At 72.1% G+C, this 24,410-nt stretch carries 25 protein-coding genes and 1 tRNA gene; 16 read left to right on the top strand and 10 right to left on the bottom strand.

The features are described from left to right. Positions 1 to 48 precede the first annotated feature (48 nt). The 3 genes from modA to DEI89_RS13905 all read left to right on the top strand — a co-directional run bounded on the left by modA (position 49) and on the right by DEI89_RS13905 (position 2,812). A complete protein-coding gene (modA, locus tag DEI89_RS13915; RefSeq protein ID WP_110904651.1) occupies positions 49 to 852 on the top strand; it encodes a molybdate ABC transporter substrate-binding protein in 804 nt (267 codons plus the stop codon). A 98-nt stretch (positions 853 to 950) separates the two neighbouring features. Beyond that, positions 951 to 1,721: an ABC transporter permease gene (locus tag DEI89_RS13910; RefSeq protein ID WP_110904650.1), complete on the top strand. Its 771-nt coding sequence runs from the start codon at positions 951 to 953 to the stop codon at positions 1,719 to 1,721. Next, positions 1,718 to 2,812 carry an ABC transporter ATP-binding protein gene (locus DEI89_RS13905; protein ID WP_110904649.1) on the top strand — a complete coding sequence of 365 codons (1,095 nt, stop codon included), beginning with the start codon at positions 1,718 to 1,720 and terminating at the stop codon, positions 2,810 to 2,812. The genes DEI89_RS13910 and DEI89_RS13905 overlap by 4 nt, the downstream gene beginning before the upstream one ends. 55 nt (positions 2,813 to 2,867) lie before the next feature. Here DEI89_RS13905 and DEI89_RS13900 read toward each other — a convergent pair whose 3' ends face one another. The 3 genes from DEI89_RS13900 to DEI89_RS13890 form a co-directional block, all read right to left on the bottom strand. Continuing rightward, positions 2,868 to 3,107, bottom strand: a complete 240-nt coding sequence (locus DEI89_RS13900) for a MoaD/ThiS family protein (protein WP_220034545.1) — start codon at positions 3,105 to 3,107, stop codon at positions 2,868 to 2,870. Between the two features lie 5 nt (positions 3,108 to 3,112). Beyond that, the gene (gene moaA / locus DEI89_RS13895) at positions 3,113 to 4,192 is read right to left on the bottom strand and encodes a GTP 3',8-cyclase MoaA (RefSeq protein WP_110904681.1); all 1,080 of its coding nucleotides are present in this window, start codon (positions 4,190 to 4,192) and stop codon (positions 3,113 to 3,115) included. A 100-nt stretch (positions 4,193 to 4,292) separates the two neighbouring features. Next, entirely contained in the window at positions 4,293 to 5,786 is a 1,494-nt protein-coding gene (locus DEI89_RS13890) for a glycosyltransferase family 87 protein (RefSeq protein WP_110904647.1), read from the bottom strand. 21 nt (positions 5,787 to 5,807) lie between these two features. Here DEI89_RS13890 and DEI89_RS13885 point away from each other — a divergent pair, with 21 nt between their 5' ends. Genes DEI89_RS13885 through pheA form a run of 4 tightly spaced genes read left to right on the top strand, consistent with a single transcriptional unit; the run spans position 5,808 to position 9,750 of the window. Continuing rightward, a complete protein-coding gene (locus tag DEI89_RS13885; RefSeq protein ID WP_181421672.1) occupies positions 5,808 to 7,196 on the top strand; it encodes a molybdopterin-dependent oxidoreductase in 1,389 nt (462 codons plus the stop codon). Beyond that, a complete protein-coding gene (locus tag DEI89_RS13880; protein ID WP_110904646.1) occupies positions 7,193 to 7,678 on the top strand; it encodes a hypothetical protein in 486 nt (161 codons plus the stop codon). The genes DEI89_RS13885 and DEI89_RS13880 overlap by 4 nt, the downstream gene beginning before the upstream one ends. 9 nt (positions 7,679 to 7,687) lie before the next feature. Next, positions 7,688 to 8,770 (top strand): bifunctional helix-turn-helix transcriptional regulator/GNAT family N-acetyltransferase, encoded by a 1,083-nt coding sequence (locus DEI89_RS18260; RefSeq protein WP_309146533.1) that lies wholly within the window; start codon positions 7,688 to 7,690, stop codon positions 8,768 to 8,770. A 20-nt stretch (positions 8,771 to 8,790) separates the two neighbouring features. Next, the gene (pheA, locus tag DEI89_RS13865) at positions 8,791 to 9,750 is read left to right on the top strand and encodes a prephenate dehydratase (protein WP_110904645.1); all 960 of its coding nucleotides are present in this window, start codon (positions 8,791 to 8,793) and stop codon (positions 9,748 to 9,750) included. 45 nt (positions 9,751 to 9,795) lie between these two features. Here pheA and DEI89_RS13860 read toward each other — a convergent pair whose 3' ends face one another. Continuing rightward, complete coding sequence (locus DEI89_RS13860) at positions 9,796 to 10,863, bottom strand: diacylglycerol kinase family protein (protein WP_110904644.1); 1,068 nt, start codon at positions 10,861 to 10,863, stop codon at positions 9,796 to 9,798. Positions 10,864 to 11,002: 139 nt separating this feature from the next. Between DEI89_RS13860 and serS the strand changes: the two genes are divergently transcribed. The 5 genes from serS (at position 11,003) to DEI89_RS13835 (ending at position 14,995) form a co-directional block, all read left to right on the top strand. Further along, the gene (serS, locus tag DEI89_RS13855) at positions 11,003 to 12,274 is read left to right on the top strand and encodes a serine--tRNA ligase (RefSeq protein ID WP_110904643.1); all 1,272 of its coding nucleotides are present in this window, start codon (positions 11,003 to 11,005) and stop codon (positions 12,272 to 12,274) included. Next, a complete protein-coding gene (locus DEI89_RS13850) occupies positions 12,271 to 13,146 on the top strand; it encodes an HAD family hydrolase (protein WP_110904642.1) in 876 nt (291 codons plus the stop codon). The genes serS and DEI89_RS13850 overlap by 4 nt, the downstream gene beginning before the upstream one ends. 73 nt (positions 13,147 to 13,219) lie before the next feature. After that, positions 13,220 to 13,304 (top strand) — tRNA-Ser (locus tag DEI89_RS13845). An 81-nt stretch (positions 13,305 to 13,385) separates the two neighbouring features. Continuing rightward, positions 13,386 to 14,153, top strand: a complete 768-nt coding sequence (locus DEI89_RS13840) for an SDR family oxidoreductase (RefSeq protein WP_110904641.1) — start codon at positions 13,386 to 13,388, stop codon at positions 14,151 to 14,153. Next, complete coding sequence (locus tag DEI89_RS13835) at positions 14,150 to 14,995, top strand: helix-turn-helix transcriptional regulator (RefSeq protein WP_258368920.1); 846 nt, start codon at positions 14,150 to 14,152, stop codon at positions 14,993 to 14,995. Before DEI89_RS13840 ends, DEI89_RS13835 begins: the two co-directional genes overlap by 4 nt. Before the next feature lie 60 nt (positions 14,996 to 15,055). Here the strand turns inward: DEI89_RS13835 and DEI89_RS13830 are convergent, their stop codons facing one another. Both DEI89_RS13830 and DEI89_RS13825 read right to left on the bottom strand, forming a co-directional pair. Beyond that, positions 15,056 to 15,427, bottom strand: coding sequence for a GNAT family N-acetyltransferase (locus DEI89_RS13830; protein WP_110904640.1), 372 nt, complete (start codon positions 15,425 to 15,427; stop codon positions 15,056 to 15,058). A gap of 130 nt (positions 15,428 to 15,557) precedes the next feature. Next, positions 15,558 to 15,743 (bottom strand): hypothetical protein, encoded by a 186-nt coding sequence (locus DEI89_RS13825; RefSeq protein WP_110904639.1) that lies wholly within the window; start codon positions 15,741 to 15,743, stop codon positions 15,558 to 15,560. 182 nt (positions 15,744 to 15,925) lie between these two features. On the opposite strand from DEI89_RS13825, the gene DEI89_RS13820 reads away from it, so the two are divergent. Beyond that, complete coding sequence (locus DEI89_RS13820) at positions 15,926 to 16,561, top strand: ScbR family autoregulator-binding transcription factor (protein WP_110904638.1); 636 nt, start codon at positions 15,926 to 15,928, stop codon at positions 16,559 to 16,561. Between the two features lie 92 nt (positions 16,562 to 16,653). On the opposite strand, the gene DEI89_RS13815 is transcribed toward DEI89_RS13820, so the two are convergent. Together DEI89_RS13815 and DEI89_RS13810 are read right to left on the bottom strand one after the other, a co-directional pair. Next, positions 16,654 to 17,913, bottom strand: a complete 1,260-nt coding sequence (locus DEI89_RS13815) for an AI-2E family transporter (protein ID WP_110904637.1) — start codon at positions 17,911 to 17,913, stop codon at positions 16,654 to 16,656. A gap of 50 nt (positions 17,914 to 17,963) precedes the next feature. Next, positions 17,964 to 18,392 (bottom strand): BLUF domain-containing protein, encoded by a 429-nt coding sequence (locus DEI89_RS13810; protein ID WP_181421671.1) that lies wholly within the window; start codon positions 18,390 to 18,392, stop codon positions 17,964 to 17,966. Positions 18,393 to 18,474: 82 nt separating this feature from the next. Between DEI89_RS13810 and DEI89_RS13805 the strand changes: the two genes are divergently transcribed. From DEI89_RS13805 to DEI89_RS13795, 3 genes are read left to right on the top strand one after another with little or no spacing between them, the layout of a single operon-like run. Continuing rightward, positions 18,475 to 19,230, top strand: coding sequence for a histidine phosphatase family protein (locus DEI89_RS13805; RefSeq protein ID WP_110904635.1), 756 nt, complete (start codon positions 18,475 to 18,477; stop codon positions 19,228 to 19,230). 33 nt (positions 19,231 to 19,263) lie between these two features. After that, positions 19,264 to 19,806, top strand: a complete 543-nt coding sequence (locus DEI89_RS13800; RefSeq protein ID WP_110904634.1) for a DUF3090 domain-containing protein — start codon at positions 19,264 to 19,266, stop codon at positions 19,804 to 19,806. After that, positions 19,803 to 20,606, top strand: coding sequence for an SCO1664 family protein (locus DEI89_RS13795; protein WP_110904633.1), 804 nt, complete (start codon positions 19,803 to 19,805; stop codon positions 20,604 to 20,606). Before DEI89_RS13800 ends, DEI89_RS13795 begins: the two co-directional genes overlap by 4 nt. A gap of 125 nt (positions 20,607 to 20,731) precedes the next feature. Here the strand turns inward: DEI89_RS13795 and DEI89_RS13790 are convergent, their stop codons facing one another. Both DEI89_RS13790 and DEI89_RS13785 read right to left on the bottom strand, forming a co-directional pair. After that, positions 20,732 to 22,777 carry a VWA domain-containing protein gene (locus DEI89_RS13790; RefSeq protein WP_258366335.1) on the bottom strand — a complete coding sequence of 682 codons (2,046 nt, stop codon included), beginning with the start codon at positions 22,775 to 22,777 and terminating at the stop codon, positions 20,732 to 20,734. 44 nt (positions 22,778 to 22,821) lie between these two features. Beyond that, the gene (locus DEI89_RS13785) at positions 22,822 to 24,210 is read right to left on the bottom strand and encodes an AAA family ATPase (protein WP_110904632.1); all 1,389 of its coding nucleotides are present in this window, start codon (positions 24,208 to 24,210) and stop codon (positions 22,822 to 22,824) included. Positions 24,211 to 24,410 lie beyond the last annotated feature (200 nt).

The raw sequence follows: 24,410 nt of genomic DNA, 5'->3' as shown, positions 1-24,410 counted from the left end.
CTGCGAAGGACCGCAACTGCGGACCCCAACGGCGCTCCAGGAGGCACCATGCGACAGCCCGTGCGGTCGACGGCCGTCCTGGCCGCCGGAGCGCTGCTGGCCCTGACACTCGGCGGCTGTGTGAGCACTCCGGCGAGCGGCGGCCCCAGCACGAGCGCGACGTCGGGCGCCGTCCCGTCCGGCTCGATCACGGTGTTCGCCGCGGCGTCGCTGCAGCGCACCTTCACGACCCTCGGACACGACTTCGAGCAGGCGCACCCGGGCACCACCGTGACGTCCTCGTTCGCCGGGTCGAGCGACCTGGTCTCCCAGATCCGGAACGGTGCCCCCGCGGACGTCATCGCCTCGGCCGACCAGGCCACGACGGCGGAACTCGGCGAGCAGACCCTCGCCAGTGGTTCGCCGCGGGCCTTCGCGACGAACACCCTCGAGATCGCCGTCGCCCCCGGCAACCCGCACCACATCCGGGGCCTGGCGGACCTCGACGACCCCGGCGTGCAGCTCGTGACCTGCGCCGCCCCGGTGCCGTGCGGGGCCGCGACGCTCGCGGTCGAACGTTCGAGCGGCGTCGACCTGCACCCGGTCAGCGAGGAGCAGTCCGTCACCGACGTCCTCGGCAAGGTGCGCTCCGGCCAGGCCGACGCCGGCATCGTCTACCGCACGGACGTGCAGGGTGCGGGCCGCGACGTCACCGGAGTGCCGTTCGCGGCCGCGGACGACGCGGTCAACACCTACCCGATCAGCGTCCTGCGCGACGCGGCGAACCCCGTCCTCGCCCGGTCGTTCACGTCGTACGTCCTGTCCTCGGCGGGACAGCGGACCCTGCGCGACGCCGGCTTCGGGAAGCCCTGACCCCCGTGCCCCCGGCAGAGCGAGTCACCACCCGACGCGGCCGCAGCACACGACGCGGCTCCGGCGCACGACGCGCTCGGCCGACGGCCCGCGGTCCGGTGCCGTGGTGGCTGCCGGTCCCCGCGGTGCTCGGCGGCCTGTTCGTCGTCGTCCCGGTGCTCGCGATGGTCGGCCGGGTGCAGTGGGGCTCCTTCGTCGCGCTGGTGACCTCGCCCGCGTCGCTGACCGCGCTCGGCCTGAGCCTCGGCACGGCGACCGCGGCGACCGGCATCGCCTTCGTCCTCGGCTACCCGCTGGCAGTGCTGTTCGCCCGGTCGCGCTCCCGGTGGACCGGGGTGGCGCGCGCGGTGGTCCTCCTGCCGCTGGTCCTGCCGCCGGTGGTCGGCGGCCTCGCGCTGCTCGCGGCGTTCGGCCGGCTCGGCGTCGTCGGGGCGTTCCTCGACGAGCACGGGCTGCGGATCGCGTTCACCACGACGGCGGTCGTGATCGCGCAGACGTTCGTCGCGATGCCGTTCCTGGTCTCCTCGATCGAGGGGGCGCTCCGCGTCGAGGGGGACCGGTACGAGCGGGTCGCGGCCACCCTCGGCGCTGGACCGACCCGCACCTTCCTCACGGTCACGACACCTCGGGTGCTGCCGGGCATCACGGCCGGCCTGGTCCTCTGCTTCGCCCGCGCCCTCGGGGAGTTCGGCGCGACCCTGACGTTCGCGGGCAGTCTGCAGGGCGTGACCCGGACCCTCCCGCTCGAGGTGTACCTGCAGCGCGAGATCGACCCGGACACGGCGGTCGCACTCGCGCTGGTGCTCGTCGTCGTCGCGGTGCTCGTGATCGGCCTGGCCTCGGTCCGGACCCGCGGAGCCGCGCTGTGACCGCCGCACACACGGATGCGGCCGGACTCGTCGCCCACGTCGTCCGTCACGACCGCGACGTCGACGTCGCCCTGACCGTCGGCCCGGCCGAGTGCGTGGCCCTGATCGGCCCGAACGGCGCCGGCAAGTCCACCGTCGTCGACGCCGTCGCCGGTCTGCTCGCCCTCGACGCCGGCGAGGTCCGCTCCGCCGGTCGACTGCTCGCCGGCCCGGGCCGCAGCGTCCCCGCGCACCGCCGCCGCGTCGGCCTGGTCGCCCAGCGACCGGACCTGTTCCCGCACCGCAGCGTCCTGGCGAACGTGGCCTTCGGTCCGCGAGCCGCCGGCCGCTCCGGTCGGGAGGCACGCCTGACGGCCCGCCAGGCCCTGGCCGCCGTCGGGGTGGCCGACCTGGCGGACCGCGCCCCCGGGACGCTGTCGGGCGGCCAGGCCCAGCGCGTCGCGATCGCCCGGGCCCTGGCGGCGGACCCGGCGGTGGTCCTGCTCGACGAACCGACCTCGACGCTCGACGTCGGCGCCCGACAGGAGGTCCGGGCAGCCCTCCGCTCCGCCGTCGCCAGCCGGCCGAGCCTGCTCGTCACGCACGACCCGGTCGAGGTGATGGCCCTCGCCGACCGGGTCGTCGTGCTCGAGGACGGCCGCGTGGTGGAGGAGGGGCGTCCCGCCGAGGTCCTCGCCCGACCGCGGAGTGTCTTCGCGGCGACGTTCTCCGGCCTCGTCGTCCTGCACGGTACGGCGACGGCGGACGGCGTCGTGCTGGACCACACCACGACGACGGACGGGACCGCGACCGGGACCGCACCCGACGGCGGGGGCGTGCTGGCGTCGGGGACGCACGGCGTGCCTCCCGGCCGTGCCGTGTCGGCCGCGCACCACCCCACCGCCGCTCTCGTGACCCGCGCGGACCAGGACGGGACCGGGCTGCTGCGGATCGTGACCGGACTGGAGCCCCGCGACGGCCTCGTCCGGATGCGGGCCGGGGAACTCACGGCGGACCTGACGCTCGCCGCGGTCGCGGCGCTCGGACTGACCCCGGGCCTGCGGGTCCGGGTGCGCGTGCCGCCAGCCGAACTCACCGTGTGGGAGCGATGACGGCCCGGCCCGGCACGGCGCCGGGCCGGCGTCGTGCCTGTCCCTCGGCCCGGACCTAGCCGCCGGCGAAGGGTGGCATGACGTCGACGATGCCGACGCCGGCGAGCGAGGTCGACCGGTCGCGGGTGGTCACGCCGTCGACCAGGTAGGAGCAGCGCTCCTGCAGGGCGGTCCAGCGGGCCGCGTCCGCCGCGTCCACCTGCCGGAGGGCGCCGTCGAGCGAGTCGGCCGAGACCGTCGTCTCGTCGAGACCGACCGCGGCACGGGCGGCGGCGAAGAAGCGCAGCGTGGTCATGTCCGTCATCCGCCGATCGCGCTCATGCCCCGGGTGGGGTGCACGAAGCCGTCGCTGTCGTCACCGTGGTCCCGGGGCTTCGCCCACATCGCCCGGCGCCACCGGTCGAGGACCACCGCGTCGTCGGCACCGGCACGCAGGGGGCTGAGCAGGTCGACCTCGTCGTCCGAGAACAGGCAGCTGCGGACGTGGCCGTCGGCGGTCAGACGGGTGCGGGTGCAGTCGGCGCAGAACGACTCGGTGATGCTCGCGATGACACCGACGGTGCCGAGGTCCGCACCGGTCGCCCGGGAGCGGACGCGGTAGCGCTCGGCGGGGGCGCCGTTCCGCGGGGCCTCGTCGGGCGTCAGCTCGTACTCGGCGCTGAGGATCTCGCGGATCTGGACAGCGGTGATCATCGTCGACGCATCCCAGGCGTGCCCCGGGTCGAGGGGCATCTGCTCGATGAACCGCAGCTCGTGGCCACGCTCCAGGCACCAGGCCAGCAGTTCGGACGCCAGGTGGTCGTTGACCCCGCGCATGAGGACCGCGTTGACCTTGACGCCGAGGCCGGCGTCCGCGGCCGCCGCGATGCCCTCGAGGACCCGATCGAGGAACGGTCGGCGGGTCACCACGGCGAAGACGTCCGGGTCGACGGTGTCGAGCGAGACGTTGAGCCGGTGCAGGCCCGCGGCCCGGAGGGCGGCGGCGCGACCGGCGAGCCCGATCGCGTTCGTCGTCAGTGACAGTTCGAGGTCGGGGTGGGCTGCCGCGCTCCGGGCGATCACGTCGACCAGGTCCTTGCGGAGCAGCGGCTCGCCGCCGGTGAAGCGGACCTTGCGGATGCCGAGCTGCTGCGCGCCGAGGCCCACCAGGCGGGCGATCTCGTCCGCTGACATCAGCGCGGCGTCGGGTGCGAAGGGCAGGCCCTCGGCCGGCATGCAGTAGGTGCAGCGGAGGTTGCAGCGCTCGGTCAGGGAGACCCGGAGGTCGACGGCGGACCGGCCGAACCGGTCCACCAGGCCGGGGTCTCCAGCGGGGCGTGGCGGCAGGTCGGTGCGGTCCAGGGGGCCGGGCACCGGGGCCTCGGGGTGGACCCGACGCATCAGGTCCGACGAGGGGAGGAGCTGCCCGGCCGACGGTGGTGTCTGCGCCGCCGAGGGCAGCATCTGCCCCGTCGAGGGCAACATCTGGGCCGGCATCGGCTCAGGATACGTTGCCCGCGCTGCGTTCCGGGTGCACCGCGTCGCGCTGCACCGCGTCGTCTCGCGCTCCGTCGCGGCCGAGCAGCCGGTCGCGCCAGCGCAGCCAGTCCTCGCGGCGGGTCCGGACGAGGGTGACGACGAGCACGACGGCGATCGCCGCGAGCAGCCACCACCGGTAGGCGACGACCGAGGGCCACACCCCGCGCAGGGCGATCGCGAGCGTCAGGGCCAGCCACTCCCACCGGCCGGACAGCACCACGAAGGGGATGAGCAGCAGCGCGTACCAGGGGTAGCGGGGCGTCACGGCGAGGAAGGTCACCCCGATCATGAAGACCTGACCGGACCAGGGGTTCGCCGGGTCGGACAGCCGCCAGGCCAGCACCGCGGCGACGAGCACGACCAGTCCGACGCCGATGGTCGCGGCGTCCCCGGGCAGGACCTTCGCGACCAGGGCGAACCGGGAGCCGTCCTCGTAGCCCTCCTCCGACAGGTACCCGGGCAGGTAGCCGAGCACCTTCGGGCCGGTCGTCAGCACGTACGGCACGTAGAGGAGCCCGAACACGACGACACCGACCGGGATCGCCCACCAGCTGCGCCACCGACCGAGCAGCGCCGGGTAGACGATCGCCGGGATGAGCTTGGTCGCGGTCGCGGCTCCGAGGGCGATGCCGCCCCAGATCGGCCGACCGAACGCCACCAGCACGGCGCCCGCGGTGGCCAGTGCCGCGCCGACGACGTCGACGTGCGAGTTAGTGACGGCCTCGGCAGCGACGAGCGGTGACCAGGCCCAGAGCGCGGCCCACCAGGTCGGGCGGCCGAGTCGGCGGAGGACGACGAGCAGGCCGACGGTGACGCCGAGCGAGACGACGAGCCCGGCGAACTGGAACGGCAGGTACTGCGCGGTGGCGGGCACGAACGCGCGGACGAGCGCGAACCACAGCTCGGCCATCGGCGGGTAGATCGTGGGGACGTCCGGCCGGTTGATCGCCGTGCAGTGCCCGAGTCGACCGTCGCCGAGACCGCGGAACCGGGGCTTGACGTCACCGCACGTGCCGTGCACCTTGTCCGGGAACAGCCAGTCCGGGCGGAGGTGCTGCAGCACGTCCGACTGCGGCGTGTGCCGGTACGGGGAGATGCCCGCGTGCTGCACGATCCCGTCCCAGGCGTAGCGTGCGGAGTCGGTGCTGGTGTTCGGCGGTCCGATCAGGGCCGCGATCCCGACGACCACCGCACCACCGAGGACGATCCGCGTCACCAGGTGCGGGGGCACGAACCTGAGCGCCAGCACGGCGCCTGCGAAGACCGCCCAAGCGATGAGGGTCCACGCAACGAATGGAGAGCGATGACCCTCCCGGAGGAACCCCAGATGCGTGACACCCACCGCGATGACGATGCCGAGCACCAGCACGCCGACGACGGCCAGCACGGCCGGGACGAGCGTGCGCGGGGCGAACGCCCGGTGGTCGAGACGGGCCGGACGGAGTCGTTCGCTCATGGTCCGACGAGGCTAGCGGGGGTGCAACACCTGATGCTCCATGCCCGGGACGTCATGGCGTCACCGAACCGCACCGCACGCAGCGCCGTCGTCACCGGTCGTCTGCTCGGCATCGCGTTCCTGGTCTGCTTCCTCACCGGCGTCTACAGCCACCTGCTGCAGGAGCCGCTGGGGTGGATGCGCTTCCCGACCCGGCCCGTGCAGCTGTACCAGTTCACGCAGGGCCTGCACATCACCGCGGGGATCGCGATCATCCCGCTGCTCCTCGCCAAGCTCAACGTCGTCATGCCGGCGCTCGTCCAGACCCCGCCGGTCCGGAGCGTCCTGCACCTGCTGGAGCGTGCGTCGATCGCGGTGTTCGTCGCGTCGGCGCTCGTCCAGGTCGCCACCGGCCTGCTCAACACCTTCCAGTGGTACCCGTGGCCGTTCCCGTTCCGGCAGGTGCACAACGCCCTGGCCTACGTCCTCATCGGGTCGCTGCTCATCCACATCGGCACGAAGCTGCAGGTCATCACGCGCTACTGGCGGAAGCGCGACTCCTTCGACGCGCAGGGCCGCTTCGTCGCGGACGCCACGGTGGGCAGCGAACTCCCCGACCCGGGCAGCCGGTACGACCCGGACGACCCCGCCGGCCTGGAGGCCCGTCCCGGCTCCGCCTCGTCGTCCCGCGGGTTCGTGGGTCGCCTCCACCGCTGGATCGACGGGGCGGCCGTGCCCCGGGCCTCCCGTCCAGGCGTGACCGCCGAGGCCGCTGCACCCCGGCCGACCCCCGATCCCGCCGGCGCCGCGGCGAGCGACGACGGGCGTCGTCAGCGCGTCGCGCGTCGCGGGTTCATCGCCGGCGTGACCGCGGCCACCGCGGGCGTCGTCGCCCTGACGGTCGGGCAGTCCTCGGTCGTCGGGGAGCCCCTCAACGTCTTCGCTCCTCGCAAGCGGCACCTCGGCCAGAGCGGACTCCCGGTGAACCGGACGGCTCGCGCGGCGGGCGTCCTGACCACCGCGACGGCCGCCGACTGGGCGCTCACCGTCGCCGGGCCCTCGGTCAGCCGCACGTTCTCACGTGCCGAGCTCACCGCCCTCGGCCAGACCGAGGCGCGCCTGCCGATCTCCTGCGTCGAGGGCTGGAGCCAGATGGCGACGTGGAAGGGGGTCCGGATGCGCGACCTCCTCGCCGCGGTGCAGGCGGACCCGCACGTGCAGGTCCGGGTGACGAGCCTGGAGCGGCACGGCGGCTACCGGATCATGGAGATGGGGCCGGAGTACACGGCCGACCCGACGACCCTGATCGCCCTCGAGCTCAACGGCGAGAAGCTCGACCTGGAACACGGGTTCCCAGCCCGGATCATCGCGCCGGGCCGCCCGGGTGTGCTGCAGACGAAGTGGATCGAACGGATCGAGGTCATCGCATGAGCGCCGCAGTCGTCGACGGCCGGGTCCGCACGGCCCGGATCGTGCTCGTCGTCCTGGGCGTGCTCGTCCTGGCGTTCGGGGCCTGGGTCCTCGTGACCTCTGTCCGGCCGGACCGGATCGGCGGGCTCGCGACCTGGCTCCTCGCCGCCGTCGTGCTGCACGACGCGATCCTGTCGCCGTTCGTCCTGGCGGTCGGCATGGGACTCCGCCGGGCCGGCCGCTCACTGCGCACGTGGGTGCTCGTCGTCGTGCAAGCGGCCGTCGTCCTGGGCAGCGTCCTGGCCCTGGTGGTCCTGCCGGAGATCGCGGCGAAGGCCCACGGCACGAAGAACGACACGGTGCTGCCGTTCGACTACACGACCCGGCTGCTCGTGGTCGAGGGCGCGCTGGTCGCCGTCGTGGTGGTCGCCCTCGTGGTCGGAGTGGTCACGGCTCGGCGTCGGTCCGTCCGACCTGCGGTTGCAGCGACAACCTCTCCGTAGGATGAGGGCATGACCGACGACACCCCCTGGCTCTCCCGCGAGCAGTTGCGGGCGTGGATGGGGTTCGTCGCCGTGATGGAGCTGCTGCCGGCAGCGCTCGACCACCAGCTGCAGCGTGACGCCGACCTGACCCTGTTCGACTACATGGTCATCGCGATGCTCTCCGAGACCGACTGCCGGACGCTCCGGATGTCCGTGCTCGCCTCCGCCACCAACGCGTCGCTGCCCCGGCTGTCGCACGTCGTGTCCCGGCTGGAGAAGCGCGGGCTGGTCGCACGCTGCCCGTCCACCGAGGACCGCCGGGCGACAGACGTCCGGCTCACCGACGCCGGCTTCGAGCACATCGTGGCCGCAGCTCCCGGCCACGTGCGCACCGCCCGCCGACTGGTCATCGACGCGCTGTCCGACGAGCAGGTCGCCGAACTCGACGACATCTCCCGCGTGCTCCTCAGCCGCGTCGACCCCGACGGGCGGTTCGCCGCGGTGGCCAACATCCCGGCGGACGAGCCGTCCATCTGCGAAGCCCGGTTGACCGGCACCGCTGACGACTCCTTCCCGGACCTCGTGGACGGCATCGCCTACCGGCCGGCGACCCGCGACGACCTGCCCCTGCTGCGCCGGGCGAGCCTCGACGCGATGAACTGGTCGGCCGAGCGCTTCACCGACGCCGACCTCGACCGGCCCGAGTTCGCCCACTACTCCGCCGCCTTCGACCCGGAGCGGAGCAGCGACGACCGGACCGACGACCGGACCGTCGACCGGGCTGCTGACCTGGGCGTCGTGGCGTCCGACGGCGACGGGCCGCTCGGCGTCGTCTGGGCCGTGCACCTACCCGCGAGCGACCCGGGCTACGGCTTCGTCGCCGAGGACGTCCCGGAGCTCACCCTGGCCGTCGACGCCCGCGCCCGCGGTCGTGGTGTCGGGTCCGCACTCCTCGCCCGGATCGTCGCCGCCGGACGGAGCGCGGGGTGGCCGGGCATCAGCCTGAGCGTCGAGGACGGCAACACCGGCGCCCGCATCCTCTACGAGCGGGTGGGCTTCCGCACCGTCGGCCGGAACGGCGACTCCGACACCATGCAGATCACCTTCTGACCGCCGCTAGGCTCGCCGGTATGAGCCATGCCGCCGACCGCCCCTCCGAGACCTACAGCTACCTCGGACCGGCCGGCACCTTCACCGAAGCGGCGCTCAAGCTCGTCGAGGCCGCCGCCGGCAAGCCCTGGCGCAGCGTCAACAACGTCGGTGAAGCGCTGGACGACGTCGTCACCGGCCGTTCCGTCGGCGCCGTCATCGCCATCGAGAACAGCGTCGACGGCGGGGTCAGTGCGACTCAGGACGCCCTCGCCCGGATCCCCGGCGTGCGGATCGTGGGGGAGTACCTGGTGCCCGTCGACTTCGTCCTCGTCGCCCGGCACGGCACCGCGCTCGCCGACGTCCGCACGGTGAACGCCCATCCCGTCGCGTACGCGCAGACGCACCGGTGGCTCGAGGCCAACGTGCGCGGACACGGACACATCCCGGCCTCGTCGAACGTCGCCGCAGCGGCCGAACTGCTCGAGGAGCACTCGGTCGCGGACGCCGCCGTCGCCCCGCCAGGCATCACCGACCACTACGACCTGGCGGTGCTCGCGGACTCCATCGGCGAGAACGCCAGCGCCGTCACCCGGTTCGTGCTCGTGTCGAAGACGCTCGCGCTGCCCGAACGCACCGGCTCGGACAAGACGAGCGTCGTCGTCGAACTGCCGAACGAGCACCCCGGCGCCCTGGTCGACATGCTCGAGCAGTTCGCCACCCGGGGCATCAACATGGGGCTGTTGTCCTCCCGGCCGATCGGTGACGAACTCGGGCGGTACCGGTTCGTCATCGACCTCGACGGACACGTGCGCGACGAACGGGTCGCGGATGCGCTGCTGGGCCTGCGGCGCTTCAGCCCGCGCGTCACGTTCCTCGGGTCGTACCCTCGCGCCGACGGCGCGCGTTCCGAGGTCTCGCCCCGGTACTCGGACCAGGCGTTCGTCGAGGCCCGTGACTGGCTGCGCGCGATCGTGAGCGGCGAGCCGGAGGCGGGCTGAGCCTCCCGTCCGCCACCGCTGCACGGCACGACGGCCGCCACGCCGTCAGCGCCGGCGGGTCGCCCGCGTCTGGTCCTCCGGACCGGCCACCCGGACGGTCAGGCCGCCGGCATCGATCTTCGCGCGGAACGCCACGACCTCACCCACCGGGTCGCCGTCGATCTCGAACTCGTCGGGACGCTCCAGCCGCACGGTGAACTCCTCGCCGCGCAGGTAGCGCAGCGGACGCTCGTCCCGCGTCTTCGTCACGATGCGCTGACCGATGTCCGTCTGGCCCAGTGCCGAACGGCGGAAGCGGCGCAGGATCGCGTTCTCCCAGAACACCCGGGCGCCGATCCGGACCCAACCGAAGAACCCGTGCGGCCGCATCACGACGACGTCGAAGAAGCCGTCGTCGATCTCGGCATCCGGCAGCAGGGTCGCGCCGGCCTGCAGCATCCCGCAGTTGCCGACGATGAGCGAGTGTGCCCGGACCGAGCGGGTGCCCTGGCCGTCCAGGCGGTACCGGAACTCGAAGGCGTCGGCGTCGCGCAGCGACCGCACCAGGGAGTCGACGTACGCCAGCCAGCCGACCTTCTTCTTGAGGTCGTCGTTCGTGTTCGCGAGCATCCGGGCGTCGAGCCCGAGTCCGGCCATCACGAGGAAGCCGAACTCCTCGCGGGAGCCGTCCTGACGCTCGACCCCGACCGTGCCGAAGTCGATCGCGCGGTCCTCGCCGTGGAAGATCGTGTGCGCGCTCGCACCCAGGTCGTCGATCGGCGCGGGGATGTTGCGGGCGAGCAGGTTCCCGGTGCCGCTCGGCAGCAGTGCGAGGGCCGCGTCGGAACCGTGCACGACCTCGGCGACCGCACGGACCGTGCCGTCCCCGCCGGCTGCGGCGATCACGTCGGCTCCGGCGTCGAGCGCTTCGCGGGTCATGCCGCCGCCCGGGTCCTCCTCGCTCGTGGCGTACCACTTCGTCTCCGCCCAGCCGGCTTCACGCTGGTAGCGACCGACGATGCGCTGCAACGAGGGCAGGTCGACCTTGATCGGGTTGTAGATCACGGCGGCGGTGCGCTGCTCAGTGGCGAGGGCGTCCTCCGGCAGAGAGGTGGTGTCCGAGGGCGTCGACATGCCGCCAACGCTACCGGGCACCGCCTGCGCGGTCCGGATCGCGACCAGGGGACTGACGGCAGGTGCGGACCGGCAGCATCACGGGCCTCCGGTCCGCAGCTTCACCGGGTGGTCATCCGTTGCTCGCTAAGCTGGGTCGGTGATCGACCCACAGCTGTTGCGCGACGAACCGGACCTCATCAAGGCCTCGCAGGCGGCGCGCGGCGCCTCCGTCGACGTCGTCGACCAGGCCGTCGCCGCGGACTCCGCCCGTCGTGCGGCCATCACCGCGTTCGAGGCGCTCCGTGCCGAGCAGAACGCGTTCGGCAAGACCGTCGCGAAGGCGCCCAAGGACGAGAAGGCCGCGCTCGTGCAGCAGGCCCAGGCGCTCGCCGCGAAGGTGAAGGAAGCGCAGGCCACCGTCACCGCCGCCGACGACACCTTCAACACCGTCGTCCGCTCGATCCCCAACGTCGTGATGCCCGACGTGCCCGCCGGGGGCGAGGACGACTTCGTCACCCTCCGCACCGTCGGCACGAAGCCCGAGTTCACGTTCGAGCCGAAGGACCACGCCGACCTCGGTGAGTCCCTCGGCATCATCGACATCGCCCGCGGTGTCAAGGTGTCCGGCTCGCGGTTCTACTTCCTCAAGGGCATGGGCGCCCGACTCGAGATCGCCCTGATGTCGCTCGGCCTCGACCGTGCCGTCGCGCACGGGTTCGAGCCGCTCATCACGCCGACGCTCGTGCGTCCCGAGACGATGGCCGGCACCGGCTTCCTCGGCGAGCACTCCGCCGAGGTCTACCGCCTCGAAGCCGACGACCTGTACCTGACCGGCACCAGCGAGGTCGCCCTCGCCGGGTACCACGCCGACGAGATCCTGCAGTTCCCGTCCGAGGACGACCAGGCCCTCCGGTACGCCGGTTGGTCCACCTGCTACCGGCGGGAGGCCGGTTCGGCGGGCAAGGACAACCGCGGCATCCTCCGTGTGCACCAGTTCAACAAGCTCGAGATGTTCGCCTACGTCCACCCGGACCAGGCTGACGCCGAGCACCAGCGGCTGATGTCCTACCAGGAGTCGATGCTGCAGGACCTCGGGCTGCACTACCGCGTCATCGAGACCGCCGCCGGGGACCTCGGCACGAGCGCCGCACGCAAGTACGACCTCGAAGCGTGGGTCCCGACGCAGGGCACCTACCGCGAGCTCACCTCGACGTCGAACTGCACCACGTTCCAGGCCCGTCGCCTCGACATCCGCTACCGGACCGCGACGGGCAAGACCGCGCCGGTCGCGACGTTGAACGGCACCCTCGCCACCACCCGCTGGCTCGTCGCGATCCTCGAGACCCACCAGCAGGAGGACGGCTCGGTCGTCATCCCCGAGGTGCTCCGCCCGTACCTCGGCGGCATCGAGGTGATCGAGCCCCGATGAGCTCTTCACGCGGATTCGTGGACGGTTCCGACGCTGCCGCCGCAGCCCCGGGTGGGACCGCGGCGCCCGCACGGGTCAAGCGGTGGCTCGTCGCGCTGGACATCGACGGCACGACGATGCGCGAGGACGGGGTCGTCACCGACACCGTCATCCGGGCCGTGCGTGACGCCGAAGCCGCCGGACACGAGGTCATGCTCTCCACCGGCCGCAGCGAGGGCATGACCGTCCCGCTGCTCGAACGGCTCGGCATCCAGCCGAAGTACCTGGTCTGCGCCAACGGTGCGCTGACCCTCGAGCGTACGGACACCGGCCGCTACGAGCGGGTGCACGTCGAGACCTTCGACCCCACCGAGGTCCTGCAGACGATCCGCGGGGCCCTGCAGAACGGGGCGTACGGCGTCGAGGACGAGACCGGGCACTACCTGCTCTCCGGTGACTTCCCCGACGACACGATGACCGCCTCCGGTGACCAGGTCGAGTTCGAGCGGCTGCTGGGCGTCCGCGCCACCCGCGTGGTCGTGATCTCCCCGGAGCACGGGCTCGAGGAGTTCCTGGACATCGTCGACAAGATGGGCCTGCACAGGGTCTCGTACACGGTCGGTTGGACCGCCTGGCTCGACATCGCGCCCGAGGGCGTCACGAAGGCGACCGCGATGGAGCGGGTCCGCGAGTGGCTCGACATCCCGCGCTCGCGCGTCTTCGCGGCCGGCGACGGACGCAACGACATCGACATGCTGCGGTGGGCCTCCACCTCGGGTCGCGGGGTCGTCATGGGGCAGGCCCCGGACGACGTCGTGGACGCGGGTAACGAACTCACCGGCGGCGTCACGGACGACGGGCTCGCGGCGGCGCTCGACACGTTGCCGCGCTGACGGCTGCACTCCGGCCGGGAGGCTCGGTAGACTGCACGGGACCCGGTCACGTCTCGCCACGTGGTCGGGTCACGGAGGGTTGTCCGAGTGGCCGATGGAGCCTGTCTTGAAAACAGGTGGGCAGAGATGTCTCGTGGGTTCGAATCCCACACCCTCCGCTGCAGAGGAGTCGTCTCGTCCTCACGGGGGTCCTCGCAGGGCCCCGGGAGCGGGCGCTCCGTCGTCCTAGCGTCGAGGGCATGGACATCACCACACGCTCCGTCGCCGTCATCGGCGGCACCTCCGGCATCGGACTCGAACTCGCACGACGCTTCCGTGACGCCGGCAGCCACGTCGTCGTCGGCGGACGTCGAACCGCCGTGCTCGACCAGCTCGCCGCCGAGGGCTTCGGCACGGTCTCGATCGACGTCACCGACGACCAATCCGTCACGACCGCACGCGACACCGTGCTCGACCTGCTGCCCGACCTGGACACCGTCGTGACCATGTCGGGCATCGGCGTCCCCGAGGACCTCCGGGACCCGGCACACTTCGCCGACGCCGCCCGCATGGTCGACGTCAACGTGCTCGGGACGATCCGGGTCATCGACGCGTTCACCCAGCACCTGCTCCGGCAGGGCAGCGGCACGATCGTCACCGTGAGTTCGGGCATCGGGTTCCTGCCGTTCCCACTGATGGCGTCGTACGCCGCCACCAAGGCCGCGGTGCACGCCTACAGCGAGGCACTCCGTGCGCAGCTCGCCGGGACGGGCATCGACGTCACCGAACTCGTGCCGCCGGCGGTGAACACCACGATGGGCACCAGCAACCCGAACGCTCTGGACCTCGGCGACTTCGGTGCCGAGGTGATGGCGCTCCTGGCACAGGACCCCACTCCGCACGAGGTCTTGGTGCAGGGTGTCCTCATGCATCGGTGGGCGGAACGTGACGGCACCTACGACGAGCTGGTCGCCCAGCGCTCCCAGGCGCTCGCGATGTTGCCCGGCCGTTCGGGGACGCCCGCGTGACGCTCGACGGGGACCCGACCGCCCTGCCGACGAACCCGCTCGGCGCCTACCTGCAGGCGCGCCGTGGGCTCGTGACGCCGGAGCAGGTCGGGCTCCCCGCCGGCGGGGTCCGGCGCGTGCCGGGTCTCCGCCGCGAGGAGGTCGCGATGCTCGCCGGCGTGAGCACCGACTACTACCTCCGATTGGAGCGGGGCCGGGACACCCGTCCGTCGCCGCAGGTCCTCGACGCGCTCGCCAGGGTGCTGCAACTGGACGACGTCGAGCGTCTCCATCTCCAGCACCTCGCCGAACCCGCACGACGCAGCCGTCCCCGGCGCACGGCCGAGCGGGTCCCGGCCCGCCTGCACGCCCTGCTGGCGGCGCTCGAGGTCCCGGCCTTCATCGAGGGGCGCGCGTTCGACGTCCTCGCGGCGAACGACCTGGCCACCGCGTTCTCACCCCGGCTCCGGGTCGGCGAGAACCGTCTGCGCTCGCTGCTGCTCGACCCGGAGGAGCGGGTGTTCCACCGCGACTGGGAGCGTGCCGTCGCGAGCTTCGTCGGCGCCTTCCGGCACTCGGTCGCGGACGACGTCCGGGACCAGCGGGTCGTCGAACTCGTGGGCGAGCTGTCACTGTCGAGCGGCCGCTTCCGGCAGCTCTGGGCACGGCAGGACGTCCGGGTGCTCGAGGGCGGGTCGATGACGGTCGACCACCCGGTCGTGGGGGAGCTGCACCTGCACCGCGACAAGCTGCCGGTCGACGGGCTGCTCCTGGTGCTCTACTACGCCGACCCGGGCAGTGCGAGCGCCGAGCGGCTGGACATGCTCGCGTCCCTCGCCCGCGAGACGTCGCCGCACCCCTGACACGGCCGTCGGACACCGGCGACGAACGGCAGCGGGTTGAATGCCAAGGCCGATCCTCGGTCAGAGGAGGTCGTGCACCCAGTACTCGAGGTTCGGTTCCTCGAAGTCGTTCTCGAGGTAGACGAATCCAGCGAGTTCGAACATCCGGCGGCTCGGCTCGTTCCGGTGATCCACGCGAGCGAACGCACCACAACCGATCCCGGCTTCATCGCGAACCGTACGGAGGACGTCGAGCGTCTGACGGAGCAGCACGATGCCGAGGCCGGCTCCACGGAAACGGACGTCACGCGCGATGCTCATGACCAGGAGCTGCTCGCCACCGTCGGTCCAGCTGACGCGGGACACTCCGGCGAGTGCGTCGCCGGAGAACGCGAGCAGCGCATTCTCCTCCGGCGGCAGAGGCGGCCGCAGTCCACGGATCGAGGACTGCACGGCAAGCTCCCACGGCCGCGGGTGAACGTGGTCCCGACGCAGTCGATCCCAGTTGGCACGGGGAGGGTCAGCGCAGGTGAAACCCTGCAGAGCCGGGACGTGTTCTCCGCCGAGGCCGACCCAGGTCAGGTCATCCGGCTGCACGCGAGGCGAGCCAGCGGTTGATCACGTCCTTCTCGACGGCCTTCAACGACTTCCGCGCGACCGTCGCGTGGTACTCGGCCACGAGAGCGGCGCGTTCGTGATCGGTCAGGCCGTCGCTGCCGACGTCGCGGCGCGACCGGCCCGGACGACTCATCGGCAGGCGGGGGAGCATGCGTCGATGGTAGTCCAGCACCACCAGCGACCGAAGAGCATGTGGACAACTGGCCTGCTGTGTCGCCAGCGACACCACATCGGGGGCGTGAAGCCGCGCCTGGACCGCGGTACCGTTGTCGCCGGAGTGTACGGGTCGTTCTGTGCACTGCCAGCACGACGGAACACGGGGGAAGCACGACCATGACCACGCCGACGTCGGTACCCGGTCGCGGACCGGACCGCCGAACCGCGATCCTGGAGGCCGCCGCCGTCGAGTTCGACCGCCAGGGCTTCGGTGCCGCGAGCATCTCCGGGATCGCCAAGTCCGCCGAGGTCAGCCAGGGCGCGATCCACTTCCACTTCCGCACGAAGCAGGCCATCGCCCTCGCCGTGATCGACGAGCAGAACGCCCGCACGTTCGCAGCCGTCACGTACGACGGACCGTCGCCGCTGGCCGGGCTGGTCGAGGCCTCCCGCGCGATCGCCGGCCTGCTGCTCGACGACCCGGTCGTCCGTGCCGGCATCCGGCTGTCGCTCGAGAACCGGGTGTTCTCCGGGTCGACGTCGTCCTTCTACGACCAGTGGATCGCGAGCGTCGTGGACGTCTTCCGCCTGGCGGTCGCCGCGGGCGAGGTCGGGCCGACGGTCACCCCGGAAGCGCTGGGTGCCACCGTCGTCCCGTGGTTCACCGGCGTGCAGCTCGTGTCCGACGTCCGAGCGGCACGCATCGACCTGCTGCCGGCCGTGGCGACGATGTGGCGCGTCCTCGCGCACGCCTGCGTGGTCCCGGCGCAGCGCGACCGGTTGCTGGCCGTCGTGGACCGCGCCTTCGCCTGACCGTCCGCGCGAGCGTGGTGCGGGTGGCATGACGGGAGGCCCGGACCGGCCCCGGTGGGCTGGTCCGGGCCTCCCGTCCGGTCGTCTCGACGTCAGTCGGTCTTCGCTGCCTGCTTCGCCCGCGCCTTCTGCTGGTCCTCGCGCCGCTTCTCGCGGGCCTTCTGCGCCTTCTCGCGCCGCTTCGCGCGCTTGTTCGCGCGTTCGTGGTCGTCCACGTCCTCGGAGCGCTTCTGGCGCCACGGCTTCGCAGCGAGGTCCGGTCCGTCCCAGACCTTGATGGCGCCCCAGCCGGCCGCCAGGAGCGGCACCGAGATGATCGCGCCGGTGATGCCGGCGAGGACGGTGCCCGCGGTCAGGCCGACCAGGATGACCAGGCCGTGCAGGCGCAGGGTCTTCCCCATCAGCACCGGCTGCAGGAAGTTGCCCTCGAGCTGGTTGACGACCACGACGATGCCGACCACGATCAGCGCCGGGACCGGACCGAGCGCGACGAGGGCCACGAGCGCGGCGAGGATGCCGGCAGCGGTCGCACCGACGATCGGGATGAACGCCGTGATGAACACGATGACCGCCAGCGGGAGTGCGAGCGGCACGCCGACGATGGCGATGCCGACGCCGATGCCGATGGCGTCGACCGCGGCGACGGTCGCGGTGCCGCGGACGTAGCCGCCGAGGGTCGAGACGACGCGGTCACCGACGCGGCGAGCACGCTCGTAGGAGGCACCGGTGAACGGACGGAGCAGGAACTCCCAGATGCGGGGCCCGTCCTTGAGGAAGAAGAACAGCACGACGATCATCAGCACCAGGCCGGTGAGGAAGTTCGCGGTGGCGGACGCGCCGGCCAGGGCACCGGACCCGAACTGCGCGCTCGTGACGAAGTCGGTGGCGGTCTTCACCGCGTCGTCGACCTGCTTGTCCGAGACGGCGAACGGCAGCGTCCTGCTGAAGTCCTGCAGCTGCTGGAAGCCCTGCACGGCGGACTTCTGCAGGCTGGACCACTGGTTCTCGACGGCGACGACGATGAGGTACCCGAGGAACCCGAGGACGACGAGCACCCCGAGGAGCACCGTCAGCGTCGCGAAGACGGACGGGAAGCCGTGACGGCGGAGCCAGGACACGACCGGGTGCATGGCCGAGGCGATGATCAGGGCCAGCAGCACCGGGATCGTGACGACGCTGAGCACCTGGCCCGCGTAGACGATGCCCGCGACGATGACGATGAGGATGATGACCTGCAGGCAGCGGGTCGCCAGCCGGCCGAACGAGTCCGACCAGGCAGCACGCACCCCGGTCACCGGCTCGATCGGTGGCGTCGTCGGTGGGGCAGCGGCGGAGGAGCGGAAGAACGGCATGACGCTGACGGTACAGACGCACAGGTGGGCGCGCCGGATGGTGTGGTGACTCAGCCCTCGACGAGGTCGCGGTCCCGGAACCACTTGAGCAGCCAGGCGGCGCTGGTCCGGTCGAAGGACGGCGGGAAGTCGAGGGTGCCGGACAGGAACGGACTGAACCCCTCGACGGTCGCGATTTCGGAGTCGTCGAGACCGCGGTACGCCATCGACCAGCCGTCGAACCGGCGGCGCTCGATGTCCTCACGGACGAGCGAGCGGACCGAGTGGTGGCGCGGGTCCTTCTGGATCACGGTGAACCGGTCGTTGACGCTCCACGCCGGGCCCTCGAGCAGCTGCATGAAGCGGCCGCCCTTGACGAGGAGCAGACCGGAGACGCCGAGGGCCTCGTTCCGCAACCGTGCGCCGGCGAGCATCTCGGCGAGTTCGTCCTCGCCGAACTCGTGCGTCGCGACGCTCATGTAGAGGATGGAGACCAGCACCAGGGCATCATGGCCCGCTCGCGGATGGCAGCACAATCCCGCCCGCCGTCGGCGCCGCGGGGCCACGCCTAGGATCGTCCCCATGGCGACCGTCCTCCTCGTCCGACACGGACGCACCACCGCGAACGCGACCGGACTCCTCGCGGGCCGCACGGCCGGGGTCGCGCTCGACTCCGTCGGCAAACGGCAGGCCGCCACGACCGCCGAGCGCATCGCCGCGGTGCCCCTCGCCGCGGTCGTCTCGAGCCCCCTCGAGCGCTGCCGGCAGACCGCGCGGGCGATCACGGCCTTCCAGCCGGGCGACCCGCAGCAGTTCGTCGAGCGCGGCATCATCGAGGCGGACTACGGCGAGTGGCAGAACCGCAGGATCAGCGATCTCGCCCAGGAGCCGCTGTGGCGGGTGGTGCAGTCGAACCCGAGCGCCGTCGTGTTCCCCGGCGGGGAGTCGATGCAGACCATGCAGTCCCGTGCGGTCGCGGCCGTCCGACGCCTCGACGCGCAGATCGAGGCAGAGCACGGGGCCGGTGCGGTCTGGGTCGCGGTGAGTCACGGCGACATCATCAAGTCCGTCCTCGCCGACGCCCTCGGCATGCACCTGGACCTGTTCCAGCGCATCTCGGTGGGACCGGCGTCGGTGTCGATCGTCCGGTACGGGGAGGCCCGTCCGGAGGTCGTGGCGACGAACACCGAGTCGGGGGACCTGTCGTGGCTGGCCCGGGCAGCGGCGCCGAGCGGTGACGCGGTCGTCGGCGGCGGCGCGGGACACGACGAGCAGTCGCCGTCGCCGTCGTCGTCGCAGTCGCGGTCTCCGGAGCATCCCGACTCCGCCACTTCCTGAACGGTCGGAGGCGCACGCTCCTAGAATGCCGGTATGCCCCCCATCGTCCACGGCTTCGACTGGCCGGACAGACTCGTCGTCGGCACGATCGGACGCCCGGGCGAGCGGTCGTTCTACATCCAGGCCCGTGACGGCCGTCGCGTCGTCAGCGTCGCCATCGAGAAGGAACAGTCGGCCGTGCTCGCCGACAAGATCGACGAACTCCTCGACGAGGTCGCCACGGTCGACGACAACCGCTTCAGCGTCCCGGACGCAGCACCGAGCGAGCTGCGTGACGGCGACCCGCTCGACCAGCCCGTCGAGCCCGAGTTCCGCGCGGGCGCCCTGAGCCTGGGCTTCGACCCGGCCACCGCGCAGGTCGTGATCGAGGCGTACCCGATCGAGGACGACGTCGAGGTCTTCACCGAGTCGACCGGCGACGGCGACGAGGTCGAAGCGGTCGTCGAACTGCCCGAACCGAGCGAGCTGCTGCAGGTCAAGATCCCGGTGGGAAGCGCCCGCGCCTTCGTCCAGCGCACGCGCGAGGTCATCGCCGCCGGACGACCGAACCCGCCCGAGCTGCCCGAGCTCGGATGACGATCGGTCCTGACGCCGCCGGTGCCGCGGTCCCCAGCGCTCCCGGGGAACTCCGCATCACCGGGCGCATCCGCGAGGCCTCGAACGCCACGTTCCTCGCCCGGCTCGACGGCGAGGACGTGGTCTACAAGCCGATCGAGGGCGAGAAGCCGCTGTGGGACTTCCCCGACGGCACCCTCGCCGGCCGTGAGGTCTCCGCCTACCTGGTGTCCGAGGCGCTCGGTTGGAACGTCGTGCCCGAGACCTGGCTCGGTGACGGCCCCTTCGGCCCGGGCATGGTGCAGCGGTGGCAGGACATCGACCCCGAGCAGGACGCCGTCGACCTGGTCCCGGCCGAGGACGCCGCCGCGGCGGTCGCCGCGGGCACCGTCCGTGAGGTGCTCGACGCCGTGGACGAGAACGACCAGGCGGTGACCCTGGTGCACGAGGACTCGGCGGTCCTCCGGCGGATGGCGGTCTTCGACGTCGTCACGAACAACGCGGACCGCAAGGGCGGGCACGTCCTGGCCATGCCGGACGGGCACCGCTTCGGCGTCGACCACGGCCTGACCTTCCACGTCGAGCACAAGCTCCGGACGGTGCTCTGGGGTTGGATCGGCGAACCCCTCAGCGAGGACGAGGTCGCCGGACTCCAGCGGCTGTCCGAGGCGCTCCGGGGAGCGCTCGGCGAGACCCTGCGTGAGCACCTCACCGACGACGAGCTGTCGGCGCTCCGGGGGCGCTGCGCTGCGCTGGCCGCGGTCGCGACGTTCCCGCCGCCGGACGGCTACGGTCCGGCCGTGCCGTGGCCGGTCTTCTGACGCGGCTGACCGTCTGACACTGCCCGTCTTCTGACGGGTCCCGCTCGAGGGCCTGGAGGCGCGCGCCGAGGGCCTGGAGGCGCGCGCCGAGCCCGGCACGCGCCTCCCGGGCGTCAGGTGTGCGGTCAGCCGAAGCGGCTGAAGGCGCTGCCCCAGAGACCGTCGTCGCCGGAGCCGGAGCCGGAGCCGCGTCGGGCACCGAGGTAGGACCCGACCACCGCGACGCCGAGGTCGTCGTTCTCCGGCGCCGTCACCGTGCCCTCGACGCGGCGGGCCATGCCGTCCACGAAGCGGGCGAGCCCCGGGTCGTCACCGAGCCGGAAGAACGTCGTCTTCGCGCCCAGCCGGTGGGCGTTCTCGAGTTCCCGGACGCTCAGCGCGATCGTCACCGGGTCCGGCGGGTAGCTGAAGTACACCTGCCCGTTCGGTTCCAGGTGTGACGTGGGTTCGCCGTCCGTGACGATGAGCAGCACCGGCTGCGCGTTCGGGTGCTTCCGGAAGTGCCGGTTCGCCAGCAGCAGGGCGTGGTGCAGGTTCGTGCCCTTGTCCCACATGGCGTCGAGGCCGACGAGCTGGTCGACGTCCATCACCTCGGCCTCACGACCGAACGCGATGAGCTGCAGGTCGTCCCCGCGGAACCGCGTGGAGATGAGGGTGTGCAGCGCGAGGGCGGTGCGCTTCATCGGGACCCAGCGGTCCTCCATCGCCATCGAGAACGAGGTGTCGACGAGCAGGGCGACCACGGCCTGCGTGCGGGCCTCGGTCTCCTGTACCTCGACGTCCTCGATCTGCAACCGCACCCCGGCGCCGGAACGGGTACCGTCCCCGGCCGTGCGGGTCAGGGCGTTGGTGATCGAGCGTGTGACGTCCCAGGGTTCGGTGTCACCGAACTCCCACGGACGCGTCGAGCCGGAGCGGTCCCCGGCAGCACCGGCGCGGCGGAGGTCCCGTGCGCCCTGGCGCCCGGACATCCGCTCGGCGACGTCCTTGAGCAGGCTCTTGCCGAGCTGGCGCATCGCCTTCGGGGTGAGCCGGAGCTGCCCGTCGGTGCCCCGCTTCACGGCACCCGAGTTCCGCAGCGCCTTCTCGAGCTGCTGCAGGGTCCGGGCGTCGACGGCCGCCTGGTCGCCGAGCTGCTGGGCGAGGGCGTCGAGGTCCAGGTCGTCGAGCTCCGATCCGGGGCCGACCTGGGCGAGCTGGTCGGCCAGGGCGTCGAGGTCCGCGATGTCCTGGAACACCCCGGTGCCGTCGCCGAGACCGAGACCCTGCTCGCCGTCCATGCCCTCGGACCCGCCCCAGTCCTCGCCGGGGCGGAGGGCGCGCAGGTTGTCGTCGAGTTGGGACAGCGCCCCCATCAGTGCGGGGGAGCCGAATGCCTGCTCGGCCAGCGCGTCGAGTTCGTCACGCTGCTCCTGCGTCATCGAGTTCCGCATCCGTTGGGCCGCTGCGGCTCGGGCTGCGAGGTCGTCGAGCAGCTCGTCCACGTTCTGCGGGTTCGACGGGAACTGGTCACCGTGCTTCGCCATGAACTCGTCGAACTGTTCCTGGCTGTCCTCACCCCGACGGTGGGCGTCGAGCAGTTCGTTGAGGTCCTGCATCATCCCGGCGACCGCGGCCCGGTCGTCGTCGGTGGCGTTCTCGAGCGCCTGCTTCATGCCCGCGAACCGCTGGTCGAGCATCTCGCGGCCGAGCAGGTCCTTGATCTGCTCGTACTTCTGCCGGGCCGTCGGGCTCTTCCAGTCGTAGCCGTTCAGTTCGCTGACCGCTGCGGCGGGCGAGGACGGCAGGCTGTCGAGCTGCATCTGGGCCAGTGCGCGGTCCCCGTCGTCCATCGCCGTGTCGCGAGCGAGTTGTCCACGTTCGGCCAGGACGGCTTCGTCGAGGAGCTGCCTGATCTCCTGCAGGGTGCCGTCCAGGTTGTTCCGGCTCGTCAGTTCGCGGCGCTTCTCGGCGACCAGTCGGGCGAGGTCGTCAAGCCCCCGCTGCGACCGCCCGCCGCGTCGGAGGAACTCCCGCATCGCACGCTCGGGCGAGGTACCCGCCATCACGTCCTGCCCGATCGCGTCGAGCGCCTCCGCCAGGTCGGCGGGTGGCGCGAGGGGATCCGGGCCGCCGTCGTACTTGCCGTAGCGGCTGTCACGGCTCAGCCGACGGTTCGGGCGGCTAGCCACGGGTCACCCCGTCGGTGTCGGTGTCTGTGCCGGTGCGCACCGGGTCACATCCCATACGCTGCTTCGCCCCCGCCGGACTCCTTGCTGATGCGGCGGGCCAGGAACAGGCCCTCCAGCGCCAACTCGATAGCGCCGGCGCGCTCGCCGTCGGACGTGGCGCCGAGGCGCTCGCACACCTGGTCGTACAGGTCGGACTCGCCGAGCGACGGCAGGCCGGCGAGGAAGTCCCGCGCGCTGACCTGTTCGCCGGTGGTGACCATCGTGCCGCCCTCGAGCGCATCGACGAGCACCCCGAAGTCCAGCCCACGGAAGCGCGAGCGCACGGTCTCGGCGGTCGCGGTCCGCAGCAGGTGTTCGAGCACCTCGTCGGCGCGGTCCTCTTCCCCGGACTCGAACTCGATCTTGCCGCCGAGCACGTCGACCGCGGTCTCGAGGTCGATCGGCCGGGCGACGGCGTCCGGCTCACCCTGGCGGGCGGCGCGGTGCACGGCGGCGGCGGAAACGGTCTCGGCACCGGCGATCGAGAAGCGGGCACTGACACCACTGCGCTGGTCCACGGCACTCGACTCGCGGAGGGCACGGGTGAAGCGGGCGAGGATCTCGATCAAGGCGTCCGGCACCTCGGCGGTCAACTGCGCCTCCTGCCGGATGACGGCGATCTCGTCCGCCAGCTCGATCGGGTAGTGCGTGCGGATCTCGGCGCCGAAGCGGTCCTTCAACGGTGTGATGATCCGGCCGCGGTTCGTGTAGTCCTCGGGGTTCGCACTCGCGACGACGAGCACGTCGAGCGGCAGTCGCAGCACGTACCCGCGGATCTGGACGTCCCGCTCCTCCATCACGTTGAGCATCGCGACCTGGATGCGCTCGGCGAGGTCGGGCAGCTCGTTGATCGCGACGATGCCGCGGTGGCCGCGGGGGATCAAGCCGAAGTGGATCGTCTCCGGGTCGCCGAGGCTGCGGCCCTCCGCGACCTTCATCGGGTCGACGTCGCCGATCAGGTCCGCGACGGAGGTGTCCGGCGTCGCGAGCTTCTCGACGTACCGGTCGTCACGGTGCACCCACGAGATCGGCAGTGCGTCACCCAGGTCCGCGGCACGGCGGATGCTCGCCGTGGTGATCGGTTCGTACGGGTGCTCGCCGAGTTCGGAGCCGGTGATGACCGGTGTCCACTCGTCCATCAGGCCGTTCAGGGTGCGGAGCAGTCGGGTCTTCCCCTGGCCGCGCTCGCCGAGCAGGACGACGTCGTGCCCGGCGATCAGGGCGCGCTCGAGCTGTGGGATGACGGTGGTCTGGAAGCCGTGCAGGCCGGGCCAGGGGTCGCGGCCCTCGCGGAGGGCGGTGAGCAGGTTGTCGCGGATCTCGGCGCGGACCGACTTCTGGACGTGCCCAGCAGCGCGGAGCTCGCCGACCGTGGAGAGAGCAGGTCGGTTCACGGGCGCCACGGTACGCCCGCCCACCGACGGCGGCAACGGACGGGACGCCCGTGACGGGGCCGCCCCGCGCCTCCCGTCCGACACCGCGGCGCCGAGACGCCCCCGTCTGGTCGTGCCGCCGCCCGAGGGGCGAGACGCCGCCGGATGTGGCTGTGTCTCGATGGGTCGGAGGCGTCTCGCGCGGACACCGGCGTCTCGCG

The sequence above is a fragment of the Curtobacterium sp. MCBD17_030 genome (genome assembly GCF_003224255.1).
Classification (GTDB): domain Bacteria; phylum Actinomycetota; class Actinomycetes; order Actinomycetales; family Microbacteriaceae; genus Curtobacterium.
The sequence above is the reverse complement of the archived record's forward strand: the minus strand, read 5'-3'. Positions and strand labels throughout refer to the sequence as shown.